This is a genomic window from Stenotrophomonas sp. HMSC10F06 (assembly GCF_001807865.1).
Classification (GTDB): Bacteria; Pseudomonadota; Gammaproteobacteria; order Xanthomonadales; family Xanthomonadaceae; genus Stenotrophomonas; species Stenotrophomonas bentonitica_A.
This window is the reverse complement of sequence record NZ_KV791264.1, coordinates 15,901-41,217: the sequence shown is the minus strand read 5'-3', so window position 1 is coordinate 41,217 and position 25,317 is coordinate 15,901. Positions and strand designations below refer to the sequence as shown.

General features: G+C 66.9%; 21 protein-coding genes. 13 read left to right on the top strand and 8 right to left on the bottom strand.

The features are described from left to right. Positions 1 to 301 precede the first annotated feature (301 nt). The 4 genes from folB to HMPREF3113_RS06665 all read left to right on the top strand — a co-directional run bounded on the left by folB (position 302) and on the right by HMPREF3113_RS06665 (position 5,060). On the top strand, positions 302 to 670 hold the full coding sequence (gene folB / locus HMPREF3113_RS06680) for a dihydroneopterin aldolase (RefSeq protein WP_019185979.1): 369 nt from the start codon (positions 302 to 304) through the stop codon (positions 668 to 670). 26 nt (positions 671 to 696) lie between these two features. Further along, positions 697 to 1,971, top strand: coding sequence for a mechanosensitive ion channel family protein (locus HMPREF3113_RS06675; protein WP_070471536.1), 1,275 nt, complete (start codon positions 697 to 699; stop codon positions 1,969 to 1,971). Positions 1,972 to 2,109: 138 nt separating this feature from the next. Beyond that, a complete protein-coding gene (locus HMPREF3113_RS06670) occupies positions 2,110 to 4,284 on the top strand; it encodes a glycoside hydrolase family 3 N-terminal domain-containing protein (RefSeq protein WP_070471535.1) in 2,175 nt (724 codons plus the stop codon). 140 nt (positions 4,285 to 4,424) lie between these two features. After that, positions 4,425 to 5,060 (top strand): hypothetical protein, encoded by a 636-nt coding sequence (locus tag HMPREF3113_RS06665; RefSeq protein WP_102789027.1) that lies wholly within the window; start codon positions 4,425 to 4,427, stop codon positions 5,058 to 5,060. A gap of 68 nt (positions 5,061 to 5,128) precedes the next feature. On the opposite strand, the gene HMPREF3113_RS06660 is transcribed toward HMPREF3113_RS06665, so the two are convergent. From HMPREF3113_RS06660 to HMPREF3113_RS06630, 7 genes are all read right to left on the bottom strand, one after another. Next, a complete protein-coding gene (locus HMPREF3113_RS06660) occupies positions 5,129 to 6,277 on the bottom strand; it encodes a PQQ-dependent sugar dehydrogenase (RefSeq protein ID WP_070471534.1) in 1,149 nt (382 codons plus the stop codon). A gap of 136 nt (positions 6,278 to 6,413) precedes the next feature. Further along, on the bottom strand, positions 6,414 to 6,761 hold the full coding sequence (locus tag HMPREF3113_RS06655; RefSeq protein WP_070471533.1) for a hypothetical protein: 348 nt from the start codon (positions 6,759 to 6,761) through the stop codon (positions 6,414 to 6,416). A gap of 105 nt (positions 6,762 to 6,866) precedes the next feature. Next, positions 6,867 to 8,168, bottom strand: a complete 1,302-nt coding sequence (locus tag HMPREF3113_RS06650) for an APC family permease (protein WP_070471532.1) — start codon at positions 8,166 to 8,168, stop codon at positions 6,867 to 6,869. Then, positions 8,165 to 8,923 (bottom strand): L,D-transpeptidase family protein, encoded by a 759-nt coding sequence (locus HMPREF3113_RS06645; protein ID WP_070471531.1) that lies wholly within the window; start codon positions 8,921 to 8,923, stop codon positions 8,165 to 8,167. Before HMPREF3113_RS06645 ends, HMPREF3113_RS06650 begins: the two co-directional genes overlap by 4 nt. A 17-nt stretch (positions 8,924 to 8,940) precedes the next feature. Further along, entirely contained in the window at positions 8,941 to 9,789 is an 849-nt protein-coding gene (locus HMPREF3113_RS06640; RefSeq protein ID WP_070471530.1) for a MurR/RpiR family transcriptional regulator, read from the bottom strand. Between the two features lie 121 nt (positions 9,790 to 9,910). Then, positions 9,911 to 11,017 carry a dipeptide epimerase gene (locus HMPREF3113_RS06635; protein ID WP_070471529.1) on the bottom strand — a complete coding sequence of 369 codons (1,107 nt, stop codon included), beginning with the start codon at positions 11,015 to 11,017 and terminating at the stop codon, positions 9,911 to 9,913. Next, complete coding sequence (locus HMPREF3113_RS06630; protein WP_254665251.1) at positions 11,018 to 12,436, bottom strand: C40 family peptidase; 1,419 nt, start codon at positions 12,434 to 12,436, stop codon at positions 11,018 to 11,020. A 160-nt stretch (positions 12,437 to 12,596) separates the two neighbouring features. Between HMPREF3113_RS06630 and HMPREF3113_RS06625 the strand changes: the two genes are divergently transcribed. The 9 genes from HMPREF3113_RS06625 to HMPREF3113_RS06585 all read left to right on the top strand — a co-directional run bounded on the left by HMPREF3113_RS06625 (position 12,597) and on the right by HMPREF3113_RS06585 (position 23,491). After that, positions 12,597 to 14,081: a transglutaminase-like domain-containing protein gene (locus HMPREF3113_RS06625; RefSeq protein WP_070471527.1), complete on the top strand. Its 1,485-nt coding sequence runs from the start codon at positions 12,597 to 12,599 to the stop codon at positions 14,079 to 14,081. 43 nt (positions 14,082 to 14,124) lie between these two features. Then, complete coding sequence (locus tag HMPREF3113_RS06620; RefSeq protein WP_070471526.1) at positions 14,125 to 17,151, top strand: TonB-dependent receptor; 3,027 nt, start codon at positions 14,125 to 14,127, stop codon at positions 17,149 to 17,151. A gap of 95 nt (positions 17,152 to 17,246) precedes the next feature. Then, positions 17,247 to 18,824, top strand: a complete 1,578-nt coding sequence (locus HMPREF3113_RS06615; RefSeq protein WP_254427823.1) for a serine hydrolase domain-containing protein — start codon at positions 17,247 to 17,249, stop codon at positions 18,822 to 18,824. Further along, positions 18,778 to 19,515 carry a M15 family metallopeptidase gene (locus tag HMPREF3113_RS06610; protein WP_102788920.1) on the top strand — a complete coding sequence of 246 codons (738 nt, stop codon included), beginning with the start codon at positions 18,778 to 18,780 and terminating at the stop codon, positions 19,513 to 19,515. The genes HMPREF3113_RS06615 and HMPREF3113_RS06610 overlap by 47 nt, the downstream gene beginning before the upstream one ends. 43 nt (positions 19,516 to 19,558) lie before the next feature. Beyond that, positions 19,559 to 19,936, top strand: a complete 378-nt coding sequence (locus HMPREF3113_RS06605; RefSeq protein WP_070471525.1) for a hypothetical protein — start codon at positions 19,559 to 19,561, stop codon at positions 19,934 to 19,936. Between the two features lie 219 nt (positions 19,937 to 20,155). After that, positions 20,156 to 20,572, top strand: coding sequence for an EF-hand domain-containing protein (locus tag HMPREF3113_RS06600; RefSeq protein WP_070471524.1), 417 nt, complete (start codon positions 20,156 to 20,158; stop codon positions 20,570 to 20,572). Between the two features lie 108 nt (positions 20,573 to 20,680). Next, positions 20,681 to 21,433, top strand: coding sequence for an HAD family hydrolase (locus tag HMPREF3113_RS06595; RefSeq protein ID WP_070471523.1), 753 nt, complete (start codon positions 20,681 to 20,683; stop codon positions 21,431 to 21,433). Then, the gene (locus HMPREF3113_RS06590) at positions 21,430 to 21,981 is read left to right on the top strand and encodes a hypothetical protein (RefSeq protein WP_070471522.1); all 552 of its coding nucleotides are present in this window, start codon (positions 21,430 to 21,432) and stop codon (positions 21,979 to 21,981) included. Before HMPREF3113_RS06595 ends, HMPREF3113_RS06590 begins: the two co-directional genes overlap by 4 nt. 142 nt (positions 21,982 to 22,123) lie before the next feature. Further along, a complete protein-coding gene (locus HMPREF3113_RS06585; protein ID WP_070471521.1) occupies positions 22,124 to 23,491 on the top strand; it encodes a 2-oxoadipate dioxygenase/decarboxylase HglS in 1,368 nt (455 codons plus the stop codon). A gap of 40 nt (positions 23,492 to 23,531) precedes the next feature. Here the strand turns inward: HMPREF3113_RS06585 and HMPREF3113_RS06580 are convergent, their stop codons facing one another. Next, entirely contained in the window at positions 23,532 to 25,046 is a 1,515-nt protein-coding gene (locus tag HMPREF3113_RS06580; protein WP_070471520.1) for an acetyl-CoA hydrolase/transferase family protein, read from the bottom strand. Between the last annotated feature and the right edge of the window lie 271 nt (positions 25,047 to 25,317).

The window sequence follows — 25,317 nt, the reverse complement described above, 5'->3', positions numbered from 1 at the left end:
TATCGAAAACACTTATCGGATCAATGATCTACCGAGTTCCAAGGGGCCTGAGCACTACGTCATAAATCCGGATTCAGACCGTTGACCCTATTTGGCAACACCGGTACCGTTGCCGCGTGTGCCACCGGGATCAGCTGATGGGTATGCCCATCTCCCCCGGGGACAGTGGTGGTAAGCAAAGGGTCCCGCGCGGGACCCTTTGTCTTTTCCGGCACCGGCGCGGACGCCCGCCAACGCCCGATTCCCGGCACATTCCGGACAGCCCCGTTACCATGGTCGCCATCTTCCACGTGGCATGGCTATGGACAAGGTATTCATCGAGGGGCTCGAGATCGATGCGCTGATCGGGATCTACGACTGGGAACGGCGGATCCGCCAGACCCTGCGTTTCGATCTGGAAATGGGCTTCGACAACCGCCGTCCGGCGGCCAGCGACGACATCGCCGATACCCTCAATTACAAAGCCGTGAGCAAGCGCATCGAGCAGTTCGTGCGTGACTCGGACTATGGCCTGGTCGAAACCCTGGCCGAACGCATCGCCGAGATCGTGCTGCGTGAATTCAAGGTGCAATGGCTGCGCCTGAAGCTCAGCAAGCCCGGCGCGGTGCGCGGTGCGCGCGCCGTGGGCGTGATCATCGAGCGCAGCGCGCAGGACCTGGCAACGCCCTGATACCCCGATTAGGAGATCGATACACGATGTTGGATGCGGTAGTGGCAACCCGATGGCTGGACAGTGTCCAGCAGACCCTGGAACCCTGGCCCTGGGCTTACACCCTGCTGGTGCTGGCAGCGCTGGCCCTGGCGGCCTGGCTGGCCAACTTCGTCACCAAGAAGATCCTGCTGCGCGGCCTGCGCAAGCTGGTCAGCCGCCTGCCTGGCCATAGCGCCGGCAATGAAGGCGGCAACAACCTGCGGGTGATTTCGCGGTTGTCCAACGTGGTGCCGAGCATGGTCATCGCCGCCGGCATCCGGATCGTGCCGGACCTGCCGCCGGAGCTGGTGGCGTTCGTGATCGGCGCCTGCCGGGCGTGGGCGGTGCTGACCGTGGCGCTGGCCGTCTCGCATGCGCTGGATGCCGCCAACGATCTGTACGAGCGGCGCCCGGATGCGCGCAACAAGCCGATCAAGGGTTACCTGCAGGTCGTGAAGATCATCGTCTTCGTGATCGCCGGCCTGTCGATCGTGGCGACCCTGCTGGGCGTGAAGCTCGGCCCGCTGGTCACCGGCCTGGGCGCGGCCACCGCGGTACTGATGCTGATCTTCCAGGACACCATTCTCTCGTTGGTGGCCAGCGTGCAGATCAGCGGCGATGGCCGGGTGCGGCTGGGCGACTGGATCGAAATGCCGAGCCAGAACGCCGATGGTGATGTGATCGATATCGCGCTGCACACCATCACCGTGCAGAACTTCGACAAGACCATCACCACCATCCCGACCAAGAAGCTGGTGACCGAGTCGTTCAAGAACTGGCGTGGCATGCAGGAAGCGGGTGGGCGCCGGATCAAGCGCTCGCTGTACCTGGACCAGCACAGTGTCGGCTTCGTCGATGCGCCGATGCTGGCCGAGCTGGAGCAGTTCGCGGTGCTGGGCGATTACCTGCGCGGCAAGCGGGCCGAGCTGCAGCAGTACAACGCCGACCTGCAGGCCAAGGGCGTGGCCGCCGTGAACGCGCGCCGGGTGACCAACCTGGGCACCTTCCGCGCCTATGTCGAGCGCTACCTGCAGCACCATCCGGGCATCCATACCGAAATGACCCTGCTGGTACGGCAGCTGCAGCCCACCACCCAGGGCCTGCCGCTGGAGATCTACTGCTTCACCCGCAGCACGGCGTGGGGCGAGTACGAGGGCGTGCAGTCGGACGTGTTCGATCACCTGCTGGCGATCCTCCCGGCCTTCGGGCTGCGGGTTTTCCAGGAATCCAGCGACGCCATGTTGATGGCGGGGCAGCAGCGCCTGGCCGCTGCGGAGTAAGCTCCTGTGCCCCCGTCGCTGCCCGTGCGGTGGCGGGGGTCTTCCCTCCGGGGAAGAAAAATGAACGCAAAAGTCATTCACAACGGCCTCGGGAACGCTAGAATCCCGGGCTTGTAAACGTTTTCATAAGGACAGCCGGTGGCCGCCGATCGTATCGAAACCCTCATTGCCCAGATGACCGTCGAAGAAAAAGTCGGCCAGCTGGGTGTGTTCGCCGACATGGTCCGCCCGTTCGCGCCGGATGTGAATCCGGAAGCCAACGTCAGCAATGCCGACCAGGTGCTGCAGCAGGTGCGCGAGGGCAAGGTGGGCTCGCTGTTCAATGGCGTGGGCGTGGAAGCCGGCCGCCGCATCCAGCAGGTCGCGCTGGAAGAAAGCCGCCTGAAGATTCCGGTGATCCTGGCCGCGGACGTGATCCACGGCATGCGCACCGTATTCCCGATCCCGCTGGGCGAGGCCGCCAGCTTCGAGCCGGACCTGGCCGAGCGCACCGCCCGCGCCACCGCGGTGGAAGCGACGGCAGCCGGCCTGCATTGGACCTATGCGCCGGCCGTGGATATCGCCCGCGACCAGCGCTGGGGCCGTGGCGCCGAGGGCGCCGGTGAAGACGTGGTGCTGGGCTGTGCGTTCGCCGCCGCCCGCGTGCGCGGTTTCCAGGGCCCGGACCTGCGCGCCGCCGATGCACTGCTGGCCACCCCGAAGCATTTCGCCGCCTACGGCGCGGTGATGGCCGGCATGGAATACAACATGGTCGACATCTCGCCGCAGACCCTGCGCGACGTGCACCTGCCGCCGTTCAAGGCCGCTTTCGAAGCCGGTGCCCTGACCGTGATGTCCTCCTTCAACGACATCAACGGCGTGCCGGCCAGCGCCAATGCCGAGCTGTTGACCGACATCCTGCGCGGGGAGTGGAAGTTCCCGGGCGTGGTGATCTCCGACTACACCGCCGACATGGAACTGGTCGCGCACGGCTACGCCGCCGATGACCGCGACGCCACCGCCAAGGCCTTCACCGCCGGCCTGGACCTGAGCATGCAGAGCGGCTTCTATGCCGAACACCTGCCGGGCCTGATCGAGAGCGGCGAAGTCCCGATGGCCACGCTGGACGAGTCGGTGCGCCGCATCCTGCGCCTGAAGGAAGCGATCGGCCTGTTCGACGACCCGTACCGTTCGCTGGATCTGGTGCGCGAAGCGGACACCTCGCATATCGCCGCGCATGACGAACTCTCGCGCGATGCCGCGCGCCGTTCGATCGTGCTGCTCAAGAACGCCGAGTCGGTGCTGCCGCTGAAGAAGGCTGGGCAGAAGATCGCGCTGATCGGGCCGTTCGTGCAGGACCGCGACAACATCGAAGGCTGCTGGACGCTGTTCGGCGACAAGTCGCGCTACGTCACCCTGGAAGCCGGCGTCCGCGCGGCGATCAGCGATGAAGCACTGCTGGAAATCGTGCCGGGCTGTGATCTGGAAGCGGCCGTGCAGGACGGTATCGAACAGGCCGTGGCCGCCGCGCTGCGTGCCGACGTGGTGGTGCTGGCCCTGGGCGAACCGCAGCGTTACAGCGGTGAGGCGCAGTCGCGCGTTGAGATCACCTTGCCGCCGGCGCAGCAGGCGCTGGCCGAAGCGGTGGCGATGACCGGCAAGCCGCTGGTCGTGCTGCTGCGCAATGGCCGCGCGCTGGCCCTGCAGGGCGCGGTGCGCAATGCCCATGCCGTGGCGATCACCTGGTACCTGGGCACCCAGACCGGGCACGCCGTGGCCGATGTGCTGTTCGGCGATTACAACCCGTCCGGCCGCCTGCCGGTGAGCTTCCCGCAGGTGTCGGGCCAGCAGCCGTATTTCTACAACCACCCGCGCACCGGTCGCCCGGAACTGCCGACCATGTCGGAGTTCAAGGCGCGCTGGCGCGAAATTCCGAACGAGCCGGCGTACGCGTTCGGCCACGGCATGGGCTACACCACCTTCGCCTATGGCGTGCCGCAGCTGAGCAACGCGCAGCTGGGCTGGGACGACACCCTGACCATCACCACCACGCTGACCAATACCGGTGCGGTGGCAGGTGAGGAAGTGGTGCAGCTGTACATCCACGATCGCGTGGCCAGCCGCGTGCGGCCGGTGCGCGAGCTGAAGGGCTTTGACAAGATCGCGCTGCAGCCGGGCCAGAGCACCGAGGTGACCTTCACCCTGGATCGCCATGCACTGGGCTTCACCGGCCGCGATGGCGTGTTCCGCGCCGAGCCGGGCCAGTTCGAGCTCTGGGTGTGCGCCTCGTCGGTCAGCGGCGAGCCGGTGATCTTCGAGCTGCTGGCCGCCTGAGCCGGCCTCGCTTCATCCGGTAGTGCCGGCCAGCGGCCGGCACTACCGTATCCATCATCGGCGGCTGACGTTCCGGCGGGTACGCTGGCTCCCTCGTGAAACCGATGGAGCCACCCATGCGCCTGTCCCGTACTCCTTTGTTGCTGGCCTTGGCCAGCCCGCTGTGGCTGGCCGCCTGCAGCCCGTCGTCGCCGCCGCCGGCTGACACCGCCGCTGCGGATCCCGCCCAAGGCCCGGCCACCGCCATTCCCGAAGGCCGCCCGACGCCGGGTGACACCGTGCCGTCCTCGGGCCTGTCGCCGGATGCGGTCACGGCCGGCAGCCCCGCGCCGGATGCCGACGCGCCTTCCGCTGGCGGTGCAACGACACCTGCTGCGGACGCCGCCGCCACACCTGCCGCGCCGACCAGCGCTGGCACCGGCGATGTCCGCCAGCGCATCGATCAGGTGCTTGGCGACGCGGCCCAGTACGAAGCTGTGTTCAATGCCTTCCAGAAGGCGGTCAACGGCGGCGATCGCGCGGCCGTGGTCGAGGAAGTGCGTTTCCCGTTGAACATCGCCAATGGCGCCAGGATCACCGGCCCCGGCGAGTTCCAGCGCAACTACGAGCGCATCCTGACCCCGGCCGTGCGCAAGGCCATCGCCGCGCAGAAGTTCGACGACGTCATGGTCAACCAGCAGGGCGTGATGATCGGCGACGGCCAGGTCTGGCTCAACGGCGCGTGCCTGGATCAGGCGTGCAGCCGCACCGAAGTCAAGGTCGTGACCATCCAGTAAGCACGTGCAGCGCTTGAACGCACGTGAGGTGGGCAGGCTGCCGGCGATGCGCCGGCAGCCTGTCTGGCTCAGGCTTTCGGCGTGAGCTTGAGCAGCTTGCCGTTGCTGCCGTCTTCGAGCAGCCAGATCGCGCCATCCGGACCCTGTTCGATCTCGCGGATGCGCTCGCCCATGTCGAAGCGCTCGGCCTCGCGGGCGTTGTCGCCGTCGAAGGCCACGCGCACCAGCGCCTTGGAGGACAGGCCGCCAATGAAGCCACTGCCGTCCCACTTGGGGAACTGTTTGCCGTTGTAGATGATGAAACCGGCCGGCGAGATTACCGGGGTCCAGGTCACCTTGGGCGCGGCGAATTCCGGGCGGGTGGAATGGTCGGGAATGTCGCGGCCGTCGTAGTGGTTGCCGTTGGAGACGATCGGATAGCCGTAGTTGGCGCCGCGCTCGATCAGGTTCAGCTCGTCACCGCCGGCCGGACCCATTTCATGCACCCACAGCTTGCCGCGCGCATCGAAGGCGATGCCCAGCGCATTGCGGTGGCCGAGCGACCACACCTGCGCGGCCACGCCGCCCTGCGAGGCGAACGGGTTGTCGGCGGGCACGCTGCCGTCGTCATTGAGGCGGACCAGCTTGCCGAGGTTGCCGCCCATGTCCTGGGCCGGATCGAACTTCTGGCGCTCGCTGGACGTGATCCACAGCTTGCCGTCCGGACCGAACGCGAGGCGGTGGCCGTAATGCCCCTTGCCGCTCACTTTCGGGGTCTGGCGCCAGATCACCTTGAGGTCTTCCAGCGTGCCGCTGCCATCGGCCGCCAGCGCCAGCCGCGCACGGGCAACCGCAGCGCCACGGGTATCACCGTCGCCTTCTTCGGCGTAGCTGAGATAGATCCACTGGTTCTTCGCGAAGTCCGGGTGCGGCAGCACATCGCCGAAGCCGCCCTGGCCGCCGTAGGCGACGTCCGGGACGCCGGTGATGGTGGCGGTTTTGCGGGTCTGCACGTTGAAGTGCTTCAGCGCGCCTTTCTTCTCGGTGACCAGCAGGCTGCCGTCGGGCAGGAAACTCATTGCCCAGGGCTCGTTGAAACGGGCGAATTCGGTGGCGGCGAACGGCCACCGCGCTTTTTCCACGGCTGGCGCGGCGACCTTGTCGGCAGCAACACACGCGGTGGTGAACAGGGCGGGGGTGAGGCTGATGGCGAGGGTAAGCAAGAGCTTGCGGGTCATGGAAGTCTCCGTCGGGGAGGCGATGGCCAACCCCTGTTGTACACCATGCCCATCAACGCCGCGTGGACCAGAGGTCCTGCCCATACGACAACGGCGACCCGAGGGCCGCCGCTGGAGGTGGGTCGAGGAGTGCGCGTCAGGTGCCGCGCGGGACGCCCTTGTCCAGGTGCGCCTGGCGCAGCGCGGTGGACTCATCCCAGCCGCGGCGCACCGCATTGCGGGCCTGTTCCCAGCTCAGCTTGCTCTGGCCATGTTCCTGCGCCCAGCGGGTCTGCAGTTCGGCTTCCACTTCTTCATACGCGCGGATCATGTCGTCAGCGCGGGTGCGATGGCCGAGCTGGTAGGCCGGCTCGTAGTCATCGAAGAACTGGTTGTTGTCATAGTACGGTTCGCTTGGAAAGCGTTCACGCCAGTAATCCGATACGGCCTGGCGCGGGACACCGTCTTCCGGCACCCGGCCGGGAATCTGATAGTCAGTGCTCATGTGTTGGCTCCGGTTGGGTGAGACTTCACCGTACCCAAAGCCGGGTTAACGCCATGGACCGGCGAGGTGAATGACACATCAAGTGCCATTCACCTGCGCACCTGCTCAGCCGTCGTGATCGCGGCGCGGGAATTTATAGATGACCGCGCCTACCGCGAAGGCGATGCCTGCCGCCGCGATGTTCTGCCAGCTCGCGCTGGCGAACAAGGCCAGGCACAACAGCAGTGCGAGGATCGGGATCAGCGGTCCGCCGGGCAGCTTCAACGCGCCAGGGCGATCACGGAACCGGCGCGCCAGCACCAGCACCGCCGCGGCCGTGCCGATGTAGGCGAACAGGCGCGTGGTCATCGACAGCAGCGCCAGCTGCACGAACGAACCGGACAGGGCCAGCGCCAGGGCGATCAGGCCCTGCGCGATGATCGCCGCCGCCGGGGTGCGGAAGCGCGGATGCACCTGCGCCAGGATCTTCGGCCCGTAGCCATCGCGCGCCAACGCGAACAGGAAGCGCGGGCCCATCATCATCGTGTTGCTGTTGGTGCCCAGGATGGAGATCGTTGCGCCCACGGTGAGGATCAGGGCGAGGGTGAGCCCGCCGAAGCTGGCGGCGGCATCGGCCAGCGGCGTCGGCGAACTGGCCAGCCCGGCCAACGTGCCCTGCGCGATGAACTGCACTGCGCCGTAGATCACGGTGACGGTGATGATCATGGTGATCAGCGCGAACGGAATATCACGGCGCGGGTTCTTGTACTCACCGGCAGCGGCCGGGATGTTTTCGAAACCGGCATAGGCATACAGCAGCAGGAGCGCTGCTTCGCCCATGCGCTGCAGATCGTGCGGGTCCGGGCGTACGCCGGAGAAGGCCAGGTCGGTATCCACGTAGAACGCGCCGATCGCCACGAACAGCACCAGCGGCAGCAGCTTGCCGATCACCAGGATCACACCGGTACGCGCGGCCGAGCGCACCCCGGCCACGTTCACCGCGGTGAGGAAGCCCAGCGATACCACGATGACCGCGATACGGCCGATGTCATGCCCGGCCCAGGGCCAGAAGCGCGCGACCGCATCGGCCAGTGCGTTGCTGAGCGCCGCCGCCGAGCTGATGCGGGTGAGCCAGATCATCCAGCCGATCTCGAACCCGGCAAACCGGCCGAATGCCTCGCGCGCATACAGATAGCTGCCGCCGGGCTCGTCGAAATAGCTGGCCGCCTGCGCGTAGCAGAGCACCAGCAGGGCGACCACGATGCCGGCCGCGACCACCCCCCACAGGCTGAAGGGACCGAGCAGGGCGACGGTGGCCGCCGGCAGCAGGTAGATGCCACTGCCGATCACATCGTTGATCGAAAGGCCGACGATCTGCCAGCGGCTGACCGCGCGTTCGAGTTGCGGGTCGGGCGGCGCGGTGCTCAATGCACGCTCCCGGCCAGCACGGGCAGCTGCCATTCGGCCTGCAGGCGCTGGTATTCCGCGCGCGGCAACAGTACGAAGCGCGGCCGCGCGCTGGCGTCCAGCCACGCCAGCAGCGTGGTCATGCGCGCCGGGTCCATCGCGGTGCAACCGGCGGTCGCCTCACCGGGTGTGCGCCACAGGTGGGCGAAGATGCAGCTGCCACGGCCGGGCGTCGCTTTCGGGTTGTGCTCGATGACGAAGCCTTCGCGGTAGCGCACGTCGCCCTTGTTGTGCAGGTCCAGCCGCATCGGTTCGGTCGAGCCTTCCACCGCATCGGCACCGACCACCTCGGCGTCGACGATGCGGTTGTAGTACGGCGAGTCCGGTACATCCATGCAGTAACTGGTGTCGCGCATCGGCTGGTAGGGCAGGCCGCTGGTGACGCCGCGCGCATAGCCGAAGGCCGGGCCGATCGCGAAGATGCCGGCCGGGCTGCGGCCATCGCCTTCCTGCTTCCGTGGCGTCCCGGACTGGGCCGGGTGCAGCCCTTCGCCCCACGCGCTGCCGCTGCGGCCCACGGCGACATCGAAGGCGGCGCCGTGCGGCTGCCAGCCCTTCGCGGTGCGCTCGAAGGCCTGCAGCTTGCCTTGGGTGGCATCCCAGCCCTCGGTGGTGACCACGACCAGCTGCGTGCTGCCCTCCAGCGCGGCGGCGAACACGGGGGCGGCGATGACCAGCATCACGGCGGCGGTGACGGAACGGAACAGCGGCATCATCGTGGCGGACTCCAGGATCAGCTGTCGATCAAATGTTCGATCCGTTCCAGGTTCACCCCGAGCTGGCGGTGGCGGTCCGGGTTGGCGTGGCACAGCAGGACGAAGACGAAATCCAGCAGCGCCTGCAGGGAAGAACGGTACAGCAGTTGCGCCACGTGCGGCGCCGGGTCATGCGCGCACAGCACCAGGCTGGCATCGGCATGGGCGCGCAACGGGTTGGCGCTGTGGCGGGTGATCGACACCACCTTGCCGCCCATGTCCTGGAACTGGCGCGACAGCTGGAACAGCTGTGGCAGCTTGCCGAACTCGGAGAACACCAGCATCGCGTCCCCGGGCCGTGCGGCCGAGAGGTTGGCCATCATCAGGATCGGGTCGGCGTGGTGCACGGTAAGCATGCCCAGCAGCGACAGGCGCATGGCGAATTCGCGGGCGTACAGGCCGTCATCGCCCAGGCCGTAGACGAACACCTTGGGCGCGCCATCGATCAGCTGCACGATCGCTTCGATGTCGGCCTGGGGATTGGCCAGCCAGGTTTCTTCCTCGGCGGCGGCCTTGCTCACGCGCAGGCGCTCGGCGATCTGGGTGTAGTCGTTGGCGGCCTCTGGGAGCGGCGGGCGGCTGTGCGGGTCGTTGCCGGCGCGGGCGACGGCCTCGCCGATGGAGTACTTGAGGTCCGGATAGCCCTTGAAGCCCAGTTTCTGGCTGAACTTGACCACGCTGGACTGGCTGATGCCCAAGGCGCTGGCCAGCTGCTGGGAGGAGTAATCGCGCAGGAGGTGGGCGTTGTCGAGGATGAAGTCGGCGATGCGGCGTTCGATCGCCGACATGTGGTCACGCTCGGAGCGGATTTTCACCAGGGGCGGCATGGGGAGGGCGTCAGATCCGGTAGAGCCACCCCATGGGTGGCTGCGGCAGGTGGGATTGCGCGAACGGCAGCCACGCATGGCGTGGCTCTACCGTAGGCGACCGGCGAGGCGGACACAACGGTCACCACCGCCGCGGCGTGATCATCTCCAGCCCACGCACCTCGGTGATGCCCAACCCGGGCGCATCGCTGATGGTGATTTCCGATTCGTTGAAGTTGACCCCACCGGTGACCGGGTTGAACTGGCCCAGTGACGGCCCGTCCAGATCCACCTTGGTGATGATGTCGCTCTTGGCGACGGCCAGGTGCACGGCGGCGGCCACGGAGATGCTCGATTCGATCATGCAGCCGATCATGCACGGCACGCCGTAGATCGCGGCGATGTCGGCGATGCGGATCGCGTTGGACAACCCGCCGGTCTTCATCAGCTTGATGTTGATGATGTCGGCGGCGCGCTGCTGGATCAGGTCGAATACCTGGCCGGGGTTGAACACGCTTTCATCGGCCATGACCGGGGTGTTGACGCGGTCGGTGACGTATTTCAGGCCACTGATGTCGGCGGCCTTGACCGGCTGCTCGAGCAGTTCCAGCACCACGCCGGCTTCTTCCAGCGCGCGCATCGCGTGCACGGCCTGCTTGGCGGTCCAGCCCTGGTTGGCATCCAGGCGCAGCAGGGCGCGGCCCTGCACCGCGGCGTGGATCGCCTTGACCCGCTCGATGTCCAGGCCGATGTCCTTGCCGACCTTGATCTTCAGCGATTCGAACCCGCGTTCGATCGCCGAGAGCGAGTCGGCCACCATCTTGTCGATGTAGTCCACGCTGATGGTGATGTCGGTGGTGATCACCGGATCGCCACCGCCGAGCATGCGGTACAGCGGTGCGTTGTGCAGCTGCGCCCACAGATCGTAGACCGCGATCTCCACCGCCGCCTTGGCGCTGGTGTTGCGCTCCATCGAGGTCTGGATCAGGCCGCAGAGCCGATTGAGGTTGGCCACGTCCTCGCCGATCAGGCGTGGTTTGATGAAGCTCTCGATGGCCTCGATGATCGAGCCGTGCGTGTCGCCGGTGATCACTGCCGTGGCCGGCGCTTCACCGTAGCCGGTATGGCCGCTGTCGGTGCGGATCAGCACGACCACGTCTTCGACAGTGTCCACGGTGCGCAGCGCGGTCTTGAACGGGGTCTTCAACGGCACGCGCAGCATGCCGAGTTCGATGTCGGTGATCTTCATTCAGGGGGTCTGTGGCCGAAGGCGCTGGATGTTGGTGATGCGGTCGATGTAGCTCACGGTATCGCTGGCCATCATCGGCTCCAGCGGAGTGACCGACACGCCGTTGAGGTGGGCCTGCACGCGCTTGCCATCCGCGCCGATCCAGCCACCGCCGGCGGTATCGTGGATCAGCCAGGTGCGGCCGTCGATGTGGCCGATCGCCATCATCACGTGGCCGGGGATGTAGACCAGGTCGCCGACCTGCAGCTGCTTGACGGCCGTGTCGCGCGTGGCTTTCCCGTCCTTCGCGCTGAAGGCGATGCGGTCCAGCGCCGGGCTGACCGCCTGTGCGCTGGTATTGCGCGGCATCAACACGCCGACGCTGCGGTAGATCTCAGAGACGAAGCCACTGCAGTCGCGGGTGTCGTAGTCGTGGCCCCAGCCGTAGCGCTCGCCGAGGAACTTGAAGGCCTGGGTCAGCAGCGTCCGCGGGGTCAGCGGCAGATAATCGTCGGCGGTGTCCTGCGAGCGCGGCAGCAGCGCCGGCACCAGTGACAGGCGGCCATCGGCCTCGCGCACCGGCAACTGCACCACATGCGCGGCGTGGGCCTGCTGGCCGTTGACGGTCTTCTCCAGCGGCCAGTCGGCGATCACCGGCAGGCGTACGCCCATGTCCAGCTGCAGCCGCGACACGCGCGGCTCCTCCGGCGTGTAGGCAGTGAACGCGGTGGCCCCGGTGACCACACGATACGGGCCATGCTGGCCGTAGCCGAGCACGGTGTCGGCGTCGCCGATGCCGACGAAGCGCTTCTCGATCCACGCCGAGTAGCGTTCGCTGGTGATGAACAGCCAGCGCCCGTCAGCGCTTTCATGCAGCACCGCCACCGCGTCGCCGGGGAACAGAGCCGACTCCTGGAAGCGGTCGATGTCGGTGTCGCCCTGGCTGCTGAACACCCGCAGCGCGGTCGGGAACGCGCGCAGCGCGGCGCGATGGGTGACCAGGCCAAACTGCAGCGGGCGCTGCGCCGGAACCGCGGCGAGTGCCAGGTTGGCCAGGGTCTCGCTGCGCTGCCGGTCGCTGATGGTCTTGCCATCCTGGCCGTACAAGGTGCGCTCGGGCCACCTGGAGAGCGATTGGATGCTGCCCAGCACCTGCTCGCGCGGCAGCTGCGCCGGCAACGCGCGCAGATCGTGGATCGAGGTGTCCTCGGCACGCATGCGGGCGTTCTGTGCGGCGATACCGGCGCGATCGAGGATCATGCGGTCCGGATCGGGCAGGCGGTCGGCCCAGAAGCCGGGCGCGAGATAGGCCTCGCGCAGGGCGATCACCCCGCCGAAGTCGGCGCCGGGTGCGGCACGCGGCGCCTCGGCCCACGCAGGTGCCAGCGTGGCCGCAAGGACCGCCGCCAGCACGGCGCGCGGCAACCAGCGGGACCGCACGGGGCGGTGGGGGGAAGCCTGGATCATCACGCGGTCACCCTCCTCGGAAGCGTCAGGAATATTTATTCCTTTTTTCGGCGAAAGCAAGAATAAATTATTGACCGGCTATCAGGCCCGTGTTACACAGCGATTACCCCACCCGCACCTGGGAAGTGTCGCCGTGGATCCTGTGATGCGCAAACCGCGATTGCCTCTGCCTGCTGTCTGGTGCCTGTGCGCTGGTCTGCTGGCGATGCCGTGGGGGCTGGCCGCCGCGCCGGTCGCGTTGCCGACCGTGATCGCCGGCATCGACCGCGGTGCGTTCGCGCAGGCCGAGGCCGACATCGCCACGGCCCTGCAGGATCCGAGCCTGCCGGATGCCGAGCGTCAGGCCTATGCCTTCGAGCGCGAACGGATGCGCCGCATGCGACTGGACTTCACCCTGGACGCGGCGGCGGCCAAGGCGCAGCTGCGCAAGCAGATTCCGGACCTTCGCGATGACGAATTCGCGCGCTGGGATTCTGCCGGCCTGATCGAACACCTGGATATCGATGGCCAGCGCCGCTACTTCAAGCGCGCGCCGTCCAACCTGTTCCGGATCAGCGCCGAGGCGCGCGCCCGGCGGGCACCCGGGGCCCCGCTGCCGAAGGAGGGCCCCTATGAGCATCTGCACCCGCACCATGAGGAGATCGCCGCGGCCGCCCGTGCTACGGGCGCGACCAGTCTGGTGCCGCGCCGCATCGAGGTGACCCAGTCGCTGGTGGTCAAGCCCGATGCCGTGCCGGCCGGGGAAACCATCCGCGCATGGATTCCCTACCCGCGTGTCATCGCCGGCCAGCAGGAAAACATCACCTGGGTCGCGAGTACGCCTGCCGGCGCGCAGGTGGCGCCTGACAGTGCGCTGCAACGCACCGCTTACCTGGAACGCAAGGCGGTGGCCGGCACCCCGACCGAGTTCCAGATCCGCTACGCGGTCACCGTGTACGCGCGGCACATCACGATCGATCCTGCCAGGGTCCAGCCCACGCCGGACGATCCCGCGCTGAAGCCGTACCTCGCCGAGCAGGCGCCGCACGTGGTGTTCACCCCGGCGTTGCGCGCGTTCTCGCAGCAGGTGGTCGGCACCGAAACCGATCCCTTCCAGATCGTCCAGAAGCTGTTCGACGCCGTGGACCGGATTCCATGGGCCGGCGCCCGCGAGTACGCCACGATCTCCAACATCAGCGACTACGCGCTGCACGCCGGTCACGCCGACTGCGGGCAGCAGACGCTGCTGCTGATTGCGCTGTTGCGCCTGAACGGCATCCCCGCGCGCTGGCAGTCGGGCATGGTCTATTCCGACGATGCGGTCGGCTACAACAACCTGCATGACTGGGGCGCGCTGTACCTGGCGCCCTACGGCTGGGTACCGATGGATGTCACCACCGGGCGCCTGGACAGCCCGCAGCCCGCGCTGCGCGATTTCTATCTGGGTGGGCTGGATGCCTATCGCATCGCCTTCAACGACGACTACGCCCAGCCACTGGTGCCGGCCAAGCAGCACTTCCGGTCGGACACGGTGGATTCCCAGCGCGGCGAGGCCGAGTGGTCCGGCGGCAACCTGTATTTCGATCAATGGAACTACGACGTCCAGTCGCACGTGGTGCCACTGGAGGCCAAGCGGTAAACGGCGGTATCCACGATTCCACATCTGCAGGAGAGAGCAGGGAATGAACGTAAATCGATTCAAGCGGGCAGCGCTGTGCGTTGCGCTCGGGGCGTGTCTGGGCAGCCTGGTACCGATGAGTGCTTCGGCACAGAATGTCAGCGGTGCCGTCGCGGGGCGTGCCACTGCCGGTGACCAGGTCACGGTCGTCAGCAACGCGACCGGCCTGACCCGGACAGTGACGGCCAGCGCCGACGGCAGCTATCGCCTGGGCCAGCTACCGGTGGGCGACTACCAGCTGCAGGTGAGCCGCGATGGCCAGAAGCTCGGCGAGCCGTTCGCGGTCAGTGTTGCGGTCGGTGGTACGACCACCGTCAACCTGGCCAGCAGTGGCGGCGTGGTCAACCTCGATGCGCTGCAGGTGGTCGGCACCCGCGTCGTCAATCGCGTGGACGTGTATTCCACGGAAACCTCGTTCAACGTGAACCGCCAGGAGCTCTCGCGCCTGCCGGTCGCGCAGGATCTGTCGGCGGTGGCGCTGCTGGCGCCGGGCGTGGTGGGCGGCAATTCCTCGTTCGGGGGGCTGTCCTTCGCCGGTTCCTCGGTGGCCGAGAACGCGGTCTTCATCAACGGCCTGAACGTCACCGACATGTATACCCGCCGCGGCTTCTCCAGCGCGCCATTCGGCTTCTTCAACGAATTCCAGGTCAAGACCGGCGGCTATTCGGTCGAATTTGGCCGCTCCACCGGCGGTGTGATCAACGCGGTCACCCGCTCGGGCACCAACGAGTTCCAGGGCGGTGTGGAGGTGACGGCCGAGCCCAGCGCATGGCGGTCCAGCCCGCGTGATCACTTCCACCGCGATGGCACCCCGCACTCCTACGCAAGCCGCGACAACAACTCGTTCCTGAAGACCAACGTGTGGGGGGCCGGTCCGATCATCAAGGACAAGCTGTTCCTGTTCGCGATGTATGAGGACCGCAACGACACCGGCCACAACACCTCCTCCGATGCGCTGAGCTGGTTCAAGAACAAGAGCGACAACGGCTTCTGGGGCGCCAAGCTGGACTGGAACATCAACGACAACCACAGCCTGGCACTGCTGGCCTTCTCCGACGAAGGCGAGATCACCAACGGCGCGTACAACTACGACTGGGATGACGACCAGATCGGCGCGTGGGGTGGTGATTCGGTCACCGAGACCGGCGGCAAGAACTGGTCGGCGACGTACACCGGTCACTTCGGCGAGACCTTCACCGCGCGCGCCATGGTGGGCGAGAACAACCAGCGGGCCTTCACCAACTCCTCGCTCGATGAGGCGTGCAGCCCGGTGTTCACCGATGCCAGCTATGCCTCCCGCCTGGGCAAGCTCAACGGCCTGCGCGCGGGCTGCCATCCTACCGGTGCCGCGGTTGCCGAGCGCGACGACACGCGCGAGGTGGCCCGCCTGGACTTCGAATGGCAGCTGGGCACGCATCTGCTGCGCTTCGGCGTGGACCGTGAGTTGATGACCACCGAGCAGTCCACCCGCTACCCGGGCCCGACCCAGCTCAGCTATACCGCCTACGTGGCCCGCCCGGGTGATGAGGTATGGGACGGCGCCAATGCCTATGTTCCCGCAGGCGTGACCGAGATGCTGCGCGCGCGCAACCGCGTCTCCGGTGGCACCTTCGAGACCGAGGCCAACGCCTTCTACCTGGAAGACATCTGGAACATCACCCCGAACCTGATGTTGAACCTCGGCGTGCGCTGGGACCGCTTCGAGAACCGCACCGCCGATGGCGACGCCTTCATCAAGATGGATGACCTGATCGCACCGCGCTTCGGCTTCTCCTGGGACATGAAGGGCGATGGCAGCACCAAGCTGTTCGGCAACGCCGGCCGTTACTACCTGCCGGTGACCAACAACATCAACGTCAACTTCGCCGGTGGCCTCACCGACGAGTACTCCTACTACATGCTCAACGGCTGGCAGCAGCAGGCCAACCCGGTCACCGGCGCACCGTACATGGCGCCGGTCATCGGCCAGCAGATCGGCCCGGTCGATACCCGCATGAACACCGGCGCGGCCGACCTGCGGCAGAGCGTGGACAAGGACCTGAAGGCGGTCTACCAGGATGAGTACATCCTCGGCTTCCAGACCATGATCAACCAGGCGTGGTCGTGGGGCGTCAACGCGACCTACCGCAAGATGGACCGCGCGCTGGATGACATGCGCATCAACCACACCCCGTGCGGGCCGACCGGCACCACCCTGTGGCCGATCGCCAACCCGGGCGAGAGCCTGACGATCTGGGGCGACTCCAGCATCGGCTGCGCCACCGAGGGCTGGATCACCATCGATACCTCCAAGGATGGCTACCGCAAGGGCGGCAGCCTGGAGGTGGTCGGCTACTCCAAGCCCAAGCGCACCTACAAGGCCCTGGAGTTCCAGATCGATCGCGCGTGGGACGAGAAGTGGCTGTTCAACGCGTCCTACCTGTGGTCGCGCAGCGACGGCAACTTCGAAGGCCCGGTCAACTCGGACACCAACTACGGCGACACCGGCATGGTCCAGCATTGGGATCATCCGTCCAACAACCAGCGCTACGGGCCGTTGTTCAACGACTTCCGCCATCAGTTCAAGTTCCGCGCCGCCTATGCGCTGAACGAGCAGTGGTCGTTCGGCACCACGCTGCAGGTACTGTCCGGTGGCCCGATCACGGCGTTCGGCGTGATGTGGCCCAACGATACGGTCGCCGGTGGCAGCACCTCCAGCGAAGGCAGCGGCGGCGGCACAGGCTGGCTGTGCGTGGCGAACTGTTCGGGGCCGTATGACCAGCGCCAGTTCGAGTACAGCCCCCGTGGTGCCTTCGGTCGCCTGCCGTGGACGTGGACCATGGGCGCCAACGTCACCTGGCGCCTGCCGGTGGAGGGCATCGACCTGAGCGCACGCCTGTCGGTCTACAACCTGTTCAACAACCAGACCGTCATCAACGTGCACCAGCGCTACGAGGCCCAGCCGGGCCAGGTGCGCGAGAACACCTTCAACACCGGCACCCGCTGGCAGGCACCGCGCTACACGCAGCTGATGGTGACCTGGAACTTCTGATCCGGCGCGTACGTGGCAGGTGCCGACAGTGGGTCGGCACCTGCCTTCCACGGGCGGCTTCGGTTGCACGCGCTCCGGTCATGACGAGGGACTCCATGCAGTCACGCACCTCACCGTGTATCCCATCCCGCCTCCTCACGCTTGGCCTGTCCTGCACCCTGGCCATCGCGCCCAGCGCATGGGCAGCCGATCCGGCCGACACCTTCAATCGGCTGCTCGATCAGGCTGTCACCCATGAACACCTGCCCGGCATCGCCATGGCCGTGGTCGAAGACGGGGAAGTTGTCTTCACCGGCACCCGTGGTGATCGCCAGGCCGGGCAGGGCGAGGCCATCAACCCGGACACCCTGTTCAAGATCGCCTCCAACAGCAAGGCGATGACCGCCGCGCTGCTGGCCCGGCTGGTCGACCGCGGTCTCCTGCGCTGGGACGACCCGGTCATCAAGTACCTGCCGCAGTTCCGCATGCATGACCCATGGGTGACGCAGCAGATGCAGGTCCGCGATCTGCTGATTCACAACAGCGGCCTGGGCCTGGGGGCGGGCGATCTGATGCTGTGGCCTGAGCCGAACCGCTTTACCCGGCAGGACATCATCGCCGGGCTGGCCCACCTCAAGCCGGTCACCAGCTTCCGCAGCGGCTATGCCTACGACAACCTGATGTATGTGGTGGCGGGTGAAGTCGCTGCTGCCGCCGGCGGCAAGCCCTACGATCAACTGCTGCGCGAGGAGGTCTTCGTGCCGTTGGGGATGGATCGCTGCCAGGTCGGCGCGTGGTCGGTCACGGCGGTCGGCAATGTTGCCCAGCCGCATACACGGAAGGACGGTCGCAGCGTGGTGCGCGGTGCCGATGGCGACCTCAGCCCCGATCTGACTTCGATGGCCGCCGGCGGCATCCGTTGCGGCCTGCGCGACATGACCCGCTGGATGCAGGTGCTGCTCGATCCCGCGCGCGTACCCGGGTGGCTGGGCGCGGTGCAGCGCCGCGCGCTGTGGACCGCGCACATGCCGATGCCACTGGGCGAGCGGCAGCGCCGCTGGGACGACGCGCACGTCTCCGCCTATGGCTATGGCTGGCGCCTGTCGGACATGGACGGGCAGTGGAAGGTGGCCCATACCGGCACGCTGTCGGGCATGTACTCCTCGCTCGCGCTGCTGCCGGACCGCAAGGTGGGCGTGGTGATCCTGATCAACAGCGACGCCGAAGATGCACGCACCGCGCTGATGCAGGCGGCGTTGAAGCACTACACCGCGCCGGATGACGGTGCAGATGTGGAGCACTATCTGTCCCTGCTCGCGCAGGAGCGCGCCGGGCGCCGCGAGGCCGGGCAGGTGCGCCCGGATACCCGTGCGCGTCGTCCGGCCCCGCTTCGCACCACGGCGGCCGCGCAGGGCCGCTATCGCGATCCATGGCTGGGCGAGGCCCTGCTCTGCCCGCAGCAGGGCACGCTGCGCTTCAGCGTGGCCAAGTCGCCGAGGCTGCGCGGCCAGGTCATGCAGCTCGGCGCGCGCTGGCTGGTGCAGTGGGATACGCTCGGGGCCGATGCTGAGCCCTGGTTGCAGCTGCAGCCAGGTACGCCACCCACCCTGACCTTGGCCGCGATCGATCCGGAGATCGACTTCAGTTATGACTACCAGGACCTGCACTTCACCCGCATCGGCGATTGTCCGTAGCGCGCTGCTGCTGGCGCTGCTGGTCGGCAGTGCCCACGCCGCGGCGCCGGCGGTCACGGTCTCGCCCGCACGCGATGTCGCCGAGGCCGGGCTGGTCGACATCCGCACACTGGCACCGGCGATCGAGCAGGACATCCGCTACGCCGGCCCGGACAATTTCACCGGCCAGCGCGTGCCCGGCTATGACGCGCCCAAGTGCTATCTGCTCGCTCCGGCCGCCACCGCGCTGGCGCAGGTGGAGACCGACCTGCGTGCCGACGGGTTCGCGCTGCGGATCTACGATTGCTACCGGCCGGCCCACGCCGTGACGGCCTTCGTCGCCTGGGCACATGATCCCACGGAGCGGTCGCGCAAGGCGCAGCAGTACCCGGACATCGACAAGCCGGCCCTGCTCGGCGACTACATCGCCGAGACCTCCGGCCACAGCCGGGCTGCCACGGTCGACCTGACCCTGCTCGATTGCCGCAGCGGATCCTGCGCCCCTGTGGACATGGGGACCGACTTCGACTTCTTCGGCCCGCGCGCGCATACCGACGCGCCGGAGATCAGCGCGGCCCAGCGCAGCCACCGCCAGCAGCTTCGCCAGGCAATGGCTCGCCGCGGCTTCGCCAACTACCCGATGGAGTGGTGGCATTTCACCCTGCAGCCCGAGCCCGCGCCGAGCACCGCCTACGACGTGCCGGTCCGCTGAGGCGCGCCGTTACACTGTGCGCTGACCGCCTGATCGGACCACGATGAACCTGCCACTGCACTTCGGATTGCTGGGAACGCTGGAGGCAGGGCTGATCGCGCTGTTGGTCGGACTGCTGGTGTATGCGCTGTGGCACCGGCTGTGCCGCTGGGCAGGCTGGACCGACGGGCATGCGATCGGCTGGGCCTGCGTGATCGCGGTGGTGGCTTCGGCCGGCATCGATGCGTGGAATCTCTTCTACATGGGCATGATGCGGCTGGAGTCGCCGCTGTATGCGCGGTTGTTCCTGGCCGGTATTCATGATCCAAACGAGCTGGGCTCGCGCGTGGTGCTCGAAGTGGCCGGCGCGATCGGTGGTGTTGCGTTGGGCTGGCTTGTATTCAGTTCCCGCTCAGGCGAAAAAAACAGCAACACCGCGTGAGATTGCGTTCGCATCCGGTTAAATCCGGGGCCAATGAATGGGCGCATTACCAACCGCTCACCTGCGGCTAACCACCGCGGTAATGCACGCTTTCGTGGGGGTGGTTAAGACCGCGTGCGCAGGGCGGTTGAGGCCCAATATCGATTCACAAACAGGGTGGCAGTGTGGGGCCGTGCGGAAACAACAGGCCGCGCAATACCTACCAAGGAGACCACCCCAATGACTATTCGCAACCGCAAGCCCCTGATCGCCCTGATCGTCGCCGCAGGCAGTGTGCTGGCCATTCCGGCGATGGCCCAGTCGGCACAGCAGAGTGCCGCGCAGGCGCAGAATCAGGCCGCCCAGGCACAGCAGGCGGCAGCGCAGGCCGGTGACGCAGCCGATACCGCGGCCAACGCCGCAGCGCAGGCCTCCGCGCAGGCCGGTGGTGGCGGTGGCCAGACGTGGGCCAGCGTGGATACCGACGGCAACGGCACCATCAGCAAGGCCGAGGCCCAGGTGAACGCGGGTCTGGCCCAGGTCTTCGACCAGGCCGACACCAACAAGGACGGCGAGCTCTCGCCGGATGAGTACAAGGCGTATGTGGCCGCCCAGCAGGGCAAGCCGGCCGGCAACGGCGCCCAGCAGAGCAAGTAAGGACCGGGACACCGGTAGCGCAGTGAGGGGGAAAGGGCGGCTTCGGTCGCCCTTTCTTTGTGCGCCGCCGGGGTGGGGCCGCTGGCCCGCTGTTGGTATCCTTGGCCGATGATGACTTCCCTGCCCACGCCGCAAGGCGCTATCGGCCTGGTTGGTTTTGACGGTGATGACACGCTGTGGAAGAGCGAGGATTACTACCGCAAGGCCGAGCAGGATTATCTGGACATCCTGTCGCGCTACATCGATGTGCACGACACCCAGACCGCGCGCCATCTGCTGGAAGTGCAGCAGCGCAACCTCGGCGTGTTCGGCTACGGCGTGAAGGGCATGACCCTGTCGATGGTCGAAGCCGCGATCGAAATCACCAACCAGACCATCAGCGCCCGCGATCTGCAGCAGATGCTCGATATCGGCCACGACACCCTGCGCCACCCGGTCGAGCTGATCGACGGCGTGCGTGAGTCGGTCACCGAGATCGCCCGCGACTACCCGGTCGTGCTGATCACCAAGGGCGACCTGTTCCATCAGGAAGCCAAGATCAAGGTGGCCAACCTGCGCGACCTGTTCCCGCGCATCGAGATCGTCTCCGAGAAAGACCCGGAAACCTATGCCCGCGTGCTGGAAGAGTTCGATCTGCCAATCCAGCGCTTCGTGATGGTCGGCAATTCGCTGCGCTCGGACATCGAACCGGTGATCACCTTGGGCGGCTGGGGTATCCATACCCCGTACGCAGTGACCTGGGCGCACGAGACCCAGCACGGCGTGGCCGATGACGAGCCGCGCATGGTCGATGCACCGACCGCCTTCGAGTGGCCGCAGGCGCTGCGCACCATCGAAGCCAAGGCGGCGCAGGCCGGATGATGCGCGCCGGGCTGCTCGCGCTGCTGTTGATGCTGCCCTGGGCGGCGGCGGCCGAGCAGACCCCGGAGAAGTCCGCCGCCTACGTGGTGGACACCGGGGATGCCTGGGTGGATACCCAACTGCAGGACATCAACCACTACGCCGAGCGCTACCCGGATAGCTTCCTGGATGAAGTCTCGCGCTACGCCGGGGTCTCGCGCGGCTACATCGCCGCGCTGATGCACACCCACGGCTGGCAGGCGGGCGACATCTACTTCGCCTGTTTCTGGGCCCACGTGATCGAACGTTCCTGCCGCGAGAGCGTGCAGCAATGGTCGCGCGAGGTGCCGGAGGAGGGCGAGGCCAAGCGCTGGGAAGCCGTGGTCGCCGAGCTTCCGGTCACGCCGACCAACCTGCACTGGCGCGCGCTGCGCCATGCCATCGTCGCCAGCCACGATCACTGGGATCGCCCGGTAACCCTTGATGCCACGCTGCAGCGCCAGCTCGGCAACCGCGAGCAGCGCCAGCGTGCGGCGGCCAATCCGGAACCGGCCGCAGCGACGCGCTGACGCGATGATGCACCGCGCAGCCACGCATGGCATGGCGCTACTCTGTCGCTCACCTTTGCTGCTGTGCAGATCGCCGCGCGCCACCGCCTCGGCGACAATGGCCGACTGCTGTCCCTACCCGTGACCCGTTGCCGAGTACGTCATGAGCACCGACCGTTTCGTTTCACCCGACGATATCCGCAGCCTGTTCGCCCAGGCGATGTCCACCATGTACCGCACCGAAGTGCCGCTGTACGGCACGCTGGTCGACCTGGTGGCCGAGATCAACGACGCCGTGCTGACTGCCAACCCGGCGCTGGCCGAACAGCTGGACCGCACCGACGAACGCGCCCGCCTCGACCAGGAGCGCCATGGCGCGATCCGGGTCGGCACTGCCGGGGAACTGGCGACGTTGGGCCGCCTGTTCGCGCTGATGGGCATGTACCCGGTGGGGTATTACGACCTCTCGGTGGCCGGCGTGCCGGTGCATTCCACCGCCTTCCGCCCACGCACCGCGCAGGCGCTGGCGCGCAACCCGTTCCGCGTGTTCACCTCGCTGCTGCGGCTGGAGCTGATCGAGAACGTCGCGCTGCGTGAGCAGTCCGCTGCCATCCTCGCCCAGCGCCGGATCTTCACCGATGCCGCGCTGGCCCTGATCGAACAGGCAGAACGCGAGGGTGGCCTGGATGAAGCCGATGCGCGCCGCTTCGTCATCGAAGCGCTGGAGACCTTCCGCTGGCATGGCGATGCGACGGTTTCGCTCGCCACCTACCACGCGCTGCACGACGCGCACCGCCTGATCGCCGATGTGGTCAGCTTCCGCGGCCCGCACATCAATCACCTGACCCCGCGCACGCTGGACATCGACGCTGCGCAGGCCGGCATGCTTGCACGCGGCATCGATGCCAAGGCCGTGATCGAAGGCCCGCCACCGCGCCGCTGCCCGATCCTGCTGCGCCAGACCAGCTTCAAGGCGCTGGAAGAAACCGTGCAGTTCCCCTCGGGCGATGCAGGCGACGCCGGCACGCATACCGCGCGTTTCGGTGAGATCGAACAGCGCGGCCTCGCGCTGACACCCAAGGGCCGCGCGCTGTATGACCAGTTGCTTGCACAGGCGCGCGACAGCGGCGGCGCCGGCAGTACCGGCCAGGACTATCCGACGCGTCTGGCGGCGGCATTCACCGCCTTCCCGGATGACCACGACACCCTGCGTCGCGAAGGCCTGGGCTACTACCGGTACACCCTGACCGATGCTGGCCGCGCCACCCCGGCCGCAGTCGGCGACCTGCCGGCCGAAGCGCTGATCGCCGCTGGCCAGGCCAGCGCCGACCCGATCGTCTACGAAGATTTTCTGCCGGTCAGCGCCGCAGGCATCTTCCAGTCCAACCTGGGCGGCGACGAACAGCGTGCCTATGCCGCGCATGCCAACCGTGATGCGTTCGAGCAGGCGCTGGGCATGAAGGTGGAGGACGAGTTCGCGATCTACGAGCGGCTGCAGGCCGAGTCGCTGGCGAGCCTGCGTACTGCCTGACGGAAGGTGCCGGCCAGCGGCCGGCACTACCCTTGGACGATTACGCCTTCATCGTCCCGGTATCCAGCCAGCGCTGGTGCCACGACAAGGCTTCCGGCAGCAGGTGCGGGGTGTGCTTGCCATAGCTCTCGCGGCTGGCGCGGTCGAAGTAGTCGTTCAACTGATCGCGGAAATCCGGATGCGCGCAGTTGTCGATCACCACCCGCGCCCGCTTGCGCGGGGTCAGCCCGCGCAGATCGGCCAGGCCCTGTTCGGTGACGATCACCGAGACATCGTGCTCGGTGTGATCCACGTGGCTGACCATCGGCACGATCGCCGAGATGCTGCCGTTCTTCGCCGTCGAGGGGCTCAGGAACGCGGACAGGAAGCCGTTGCGCGCGAAGTCGCCCGAGCCGCCGATACCGTTCATGATGCGGCTGCCCATCACGTGGGTCGAGTTGACGTTGCCGTACAGGTCGGCCTCGATCATGCCGTTCATGCCGATGCAGCCCAGGCGGCGTACCAGCTCCGGGTGGTTCGAGATCTCCTGCGTGCGCATGATGATGCGCTCGCGGTAGAAATCGATGTGTTCCTTGAAGGTCTCGTTCGCCTGCGGGCTCAGCGCGAAGCCGGTGCACGAGGCATAGCTCAGCACGCCATCCCGCAGCAGGTCGAGCATGCCGTCCTGGATCACCTCGGTGAACGCGCTCAGATCGCGGAAACCACTCTTGGCCAGCCCGGCCAGCACCGCGTTCGGGATGTTGCCCACGCCGCTCTGCAGCGGCAGCAGGTTGGCCGGCAGGCGGCCCTTGGCCACTTCGTGCTTGAGGAACTCGATCAGGTACTGCGCGATCTGCTCGCTGGTGGTATCGATCGGGCTGAACGGACTGTTGCGGTCCGGGCCGTTGGTGCGCACCACCGCCACGATCTTGTCCGGGTCGCAGCGCAGCGCGGTCTCGCCGATGCGGTCGTTGGCGTGCACCAAGGGGATCGGCTTGCGGTGCGGCGGAAGCGCGGTGCCGTAGTAGATGTCATGCATGCCGTCCACGCCGGCCGGCTGCCATTCGTTGACCTCGACGATCACCTTCTTGGCCAGGTCCAGCCAGGTCTTGTTATTGCCGACCGAGGTGGAGGGCACCAGCGAGCCATCTTCGCGGATCGCCGAGACCTCGATCACCGCCGTGTCGATGTCGCCGTAGAAACCGAACCACACGTGCTGGGCGACATGGCTGAGGTGGATGTCGATGTAATCCAGCTTGCCCTCGTTGATGCGGTTGCGCGCATCCGGGTCGCTCTGGAACGGCATGCGCATCGCGATGCCATCGGCCTTGGCCAGCGCGCCATCCAGTTCCGGCGCGGTCGAGGCGCCGGTCATCAGGCTGATCTGGAAGGGCAGGCCCTGGGCGTGCACCGCCTCGATGCGCTGCGCCAGCGCGACCGGCACCGCCTTGGGGTAGCCTGAACCGGTAAAGCCGCTCATGGCGACGGTTTCACCCGGCTGGATCAGGGCGGCGGCAGCTTCAGCGGAGACAACGCGGTCACGCAGACGCGCGTTTGCAATGCGATCGACAGACATGACGACAACGTTTCTGGGGGGATCCCCATTATCGGCGATCCATGCAGCGGCAGGGGTTCTACCTTGGTGGGATGGCGTTTTCACATCCGCGCCTCCCTGTTCAGGTTTGCCGCCTACTTCTGTACCCGCAAGTATTGTTTTGCAGTGCAGCGTGCAAGTTCTCCGCCGACCCTAGAAGATCGACCTGCATCCCGACGTGGGGGAGGGAGCAGAGCCCGCTGGCAGTTCGCTGCAAGCGGGCTTTTTTATTCCCGCCGTTCGGTAAAAGGCA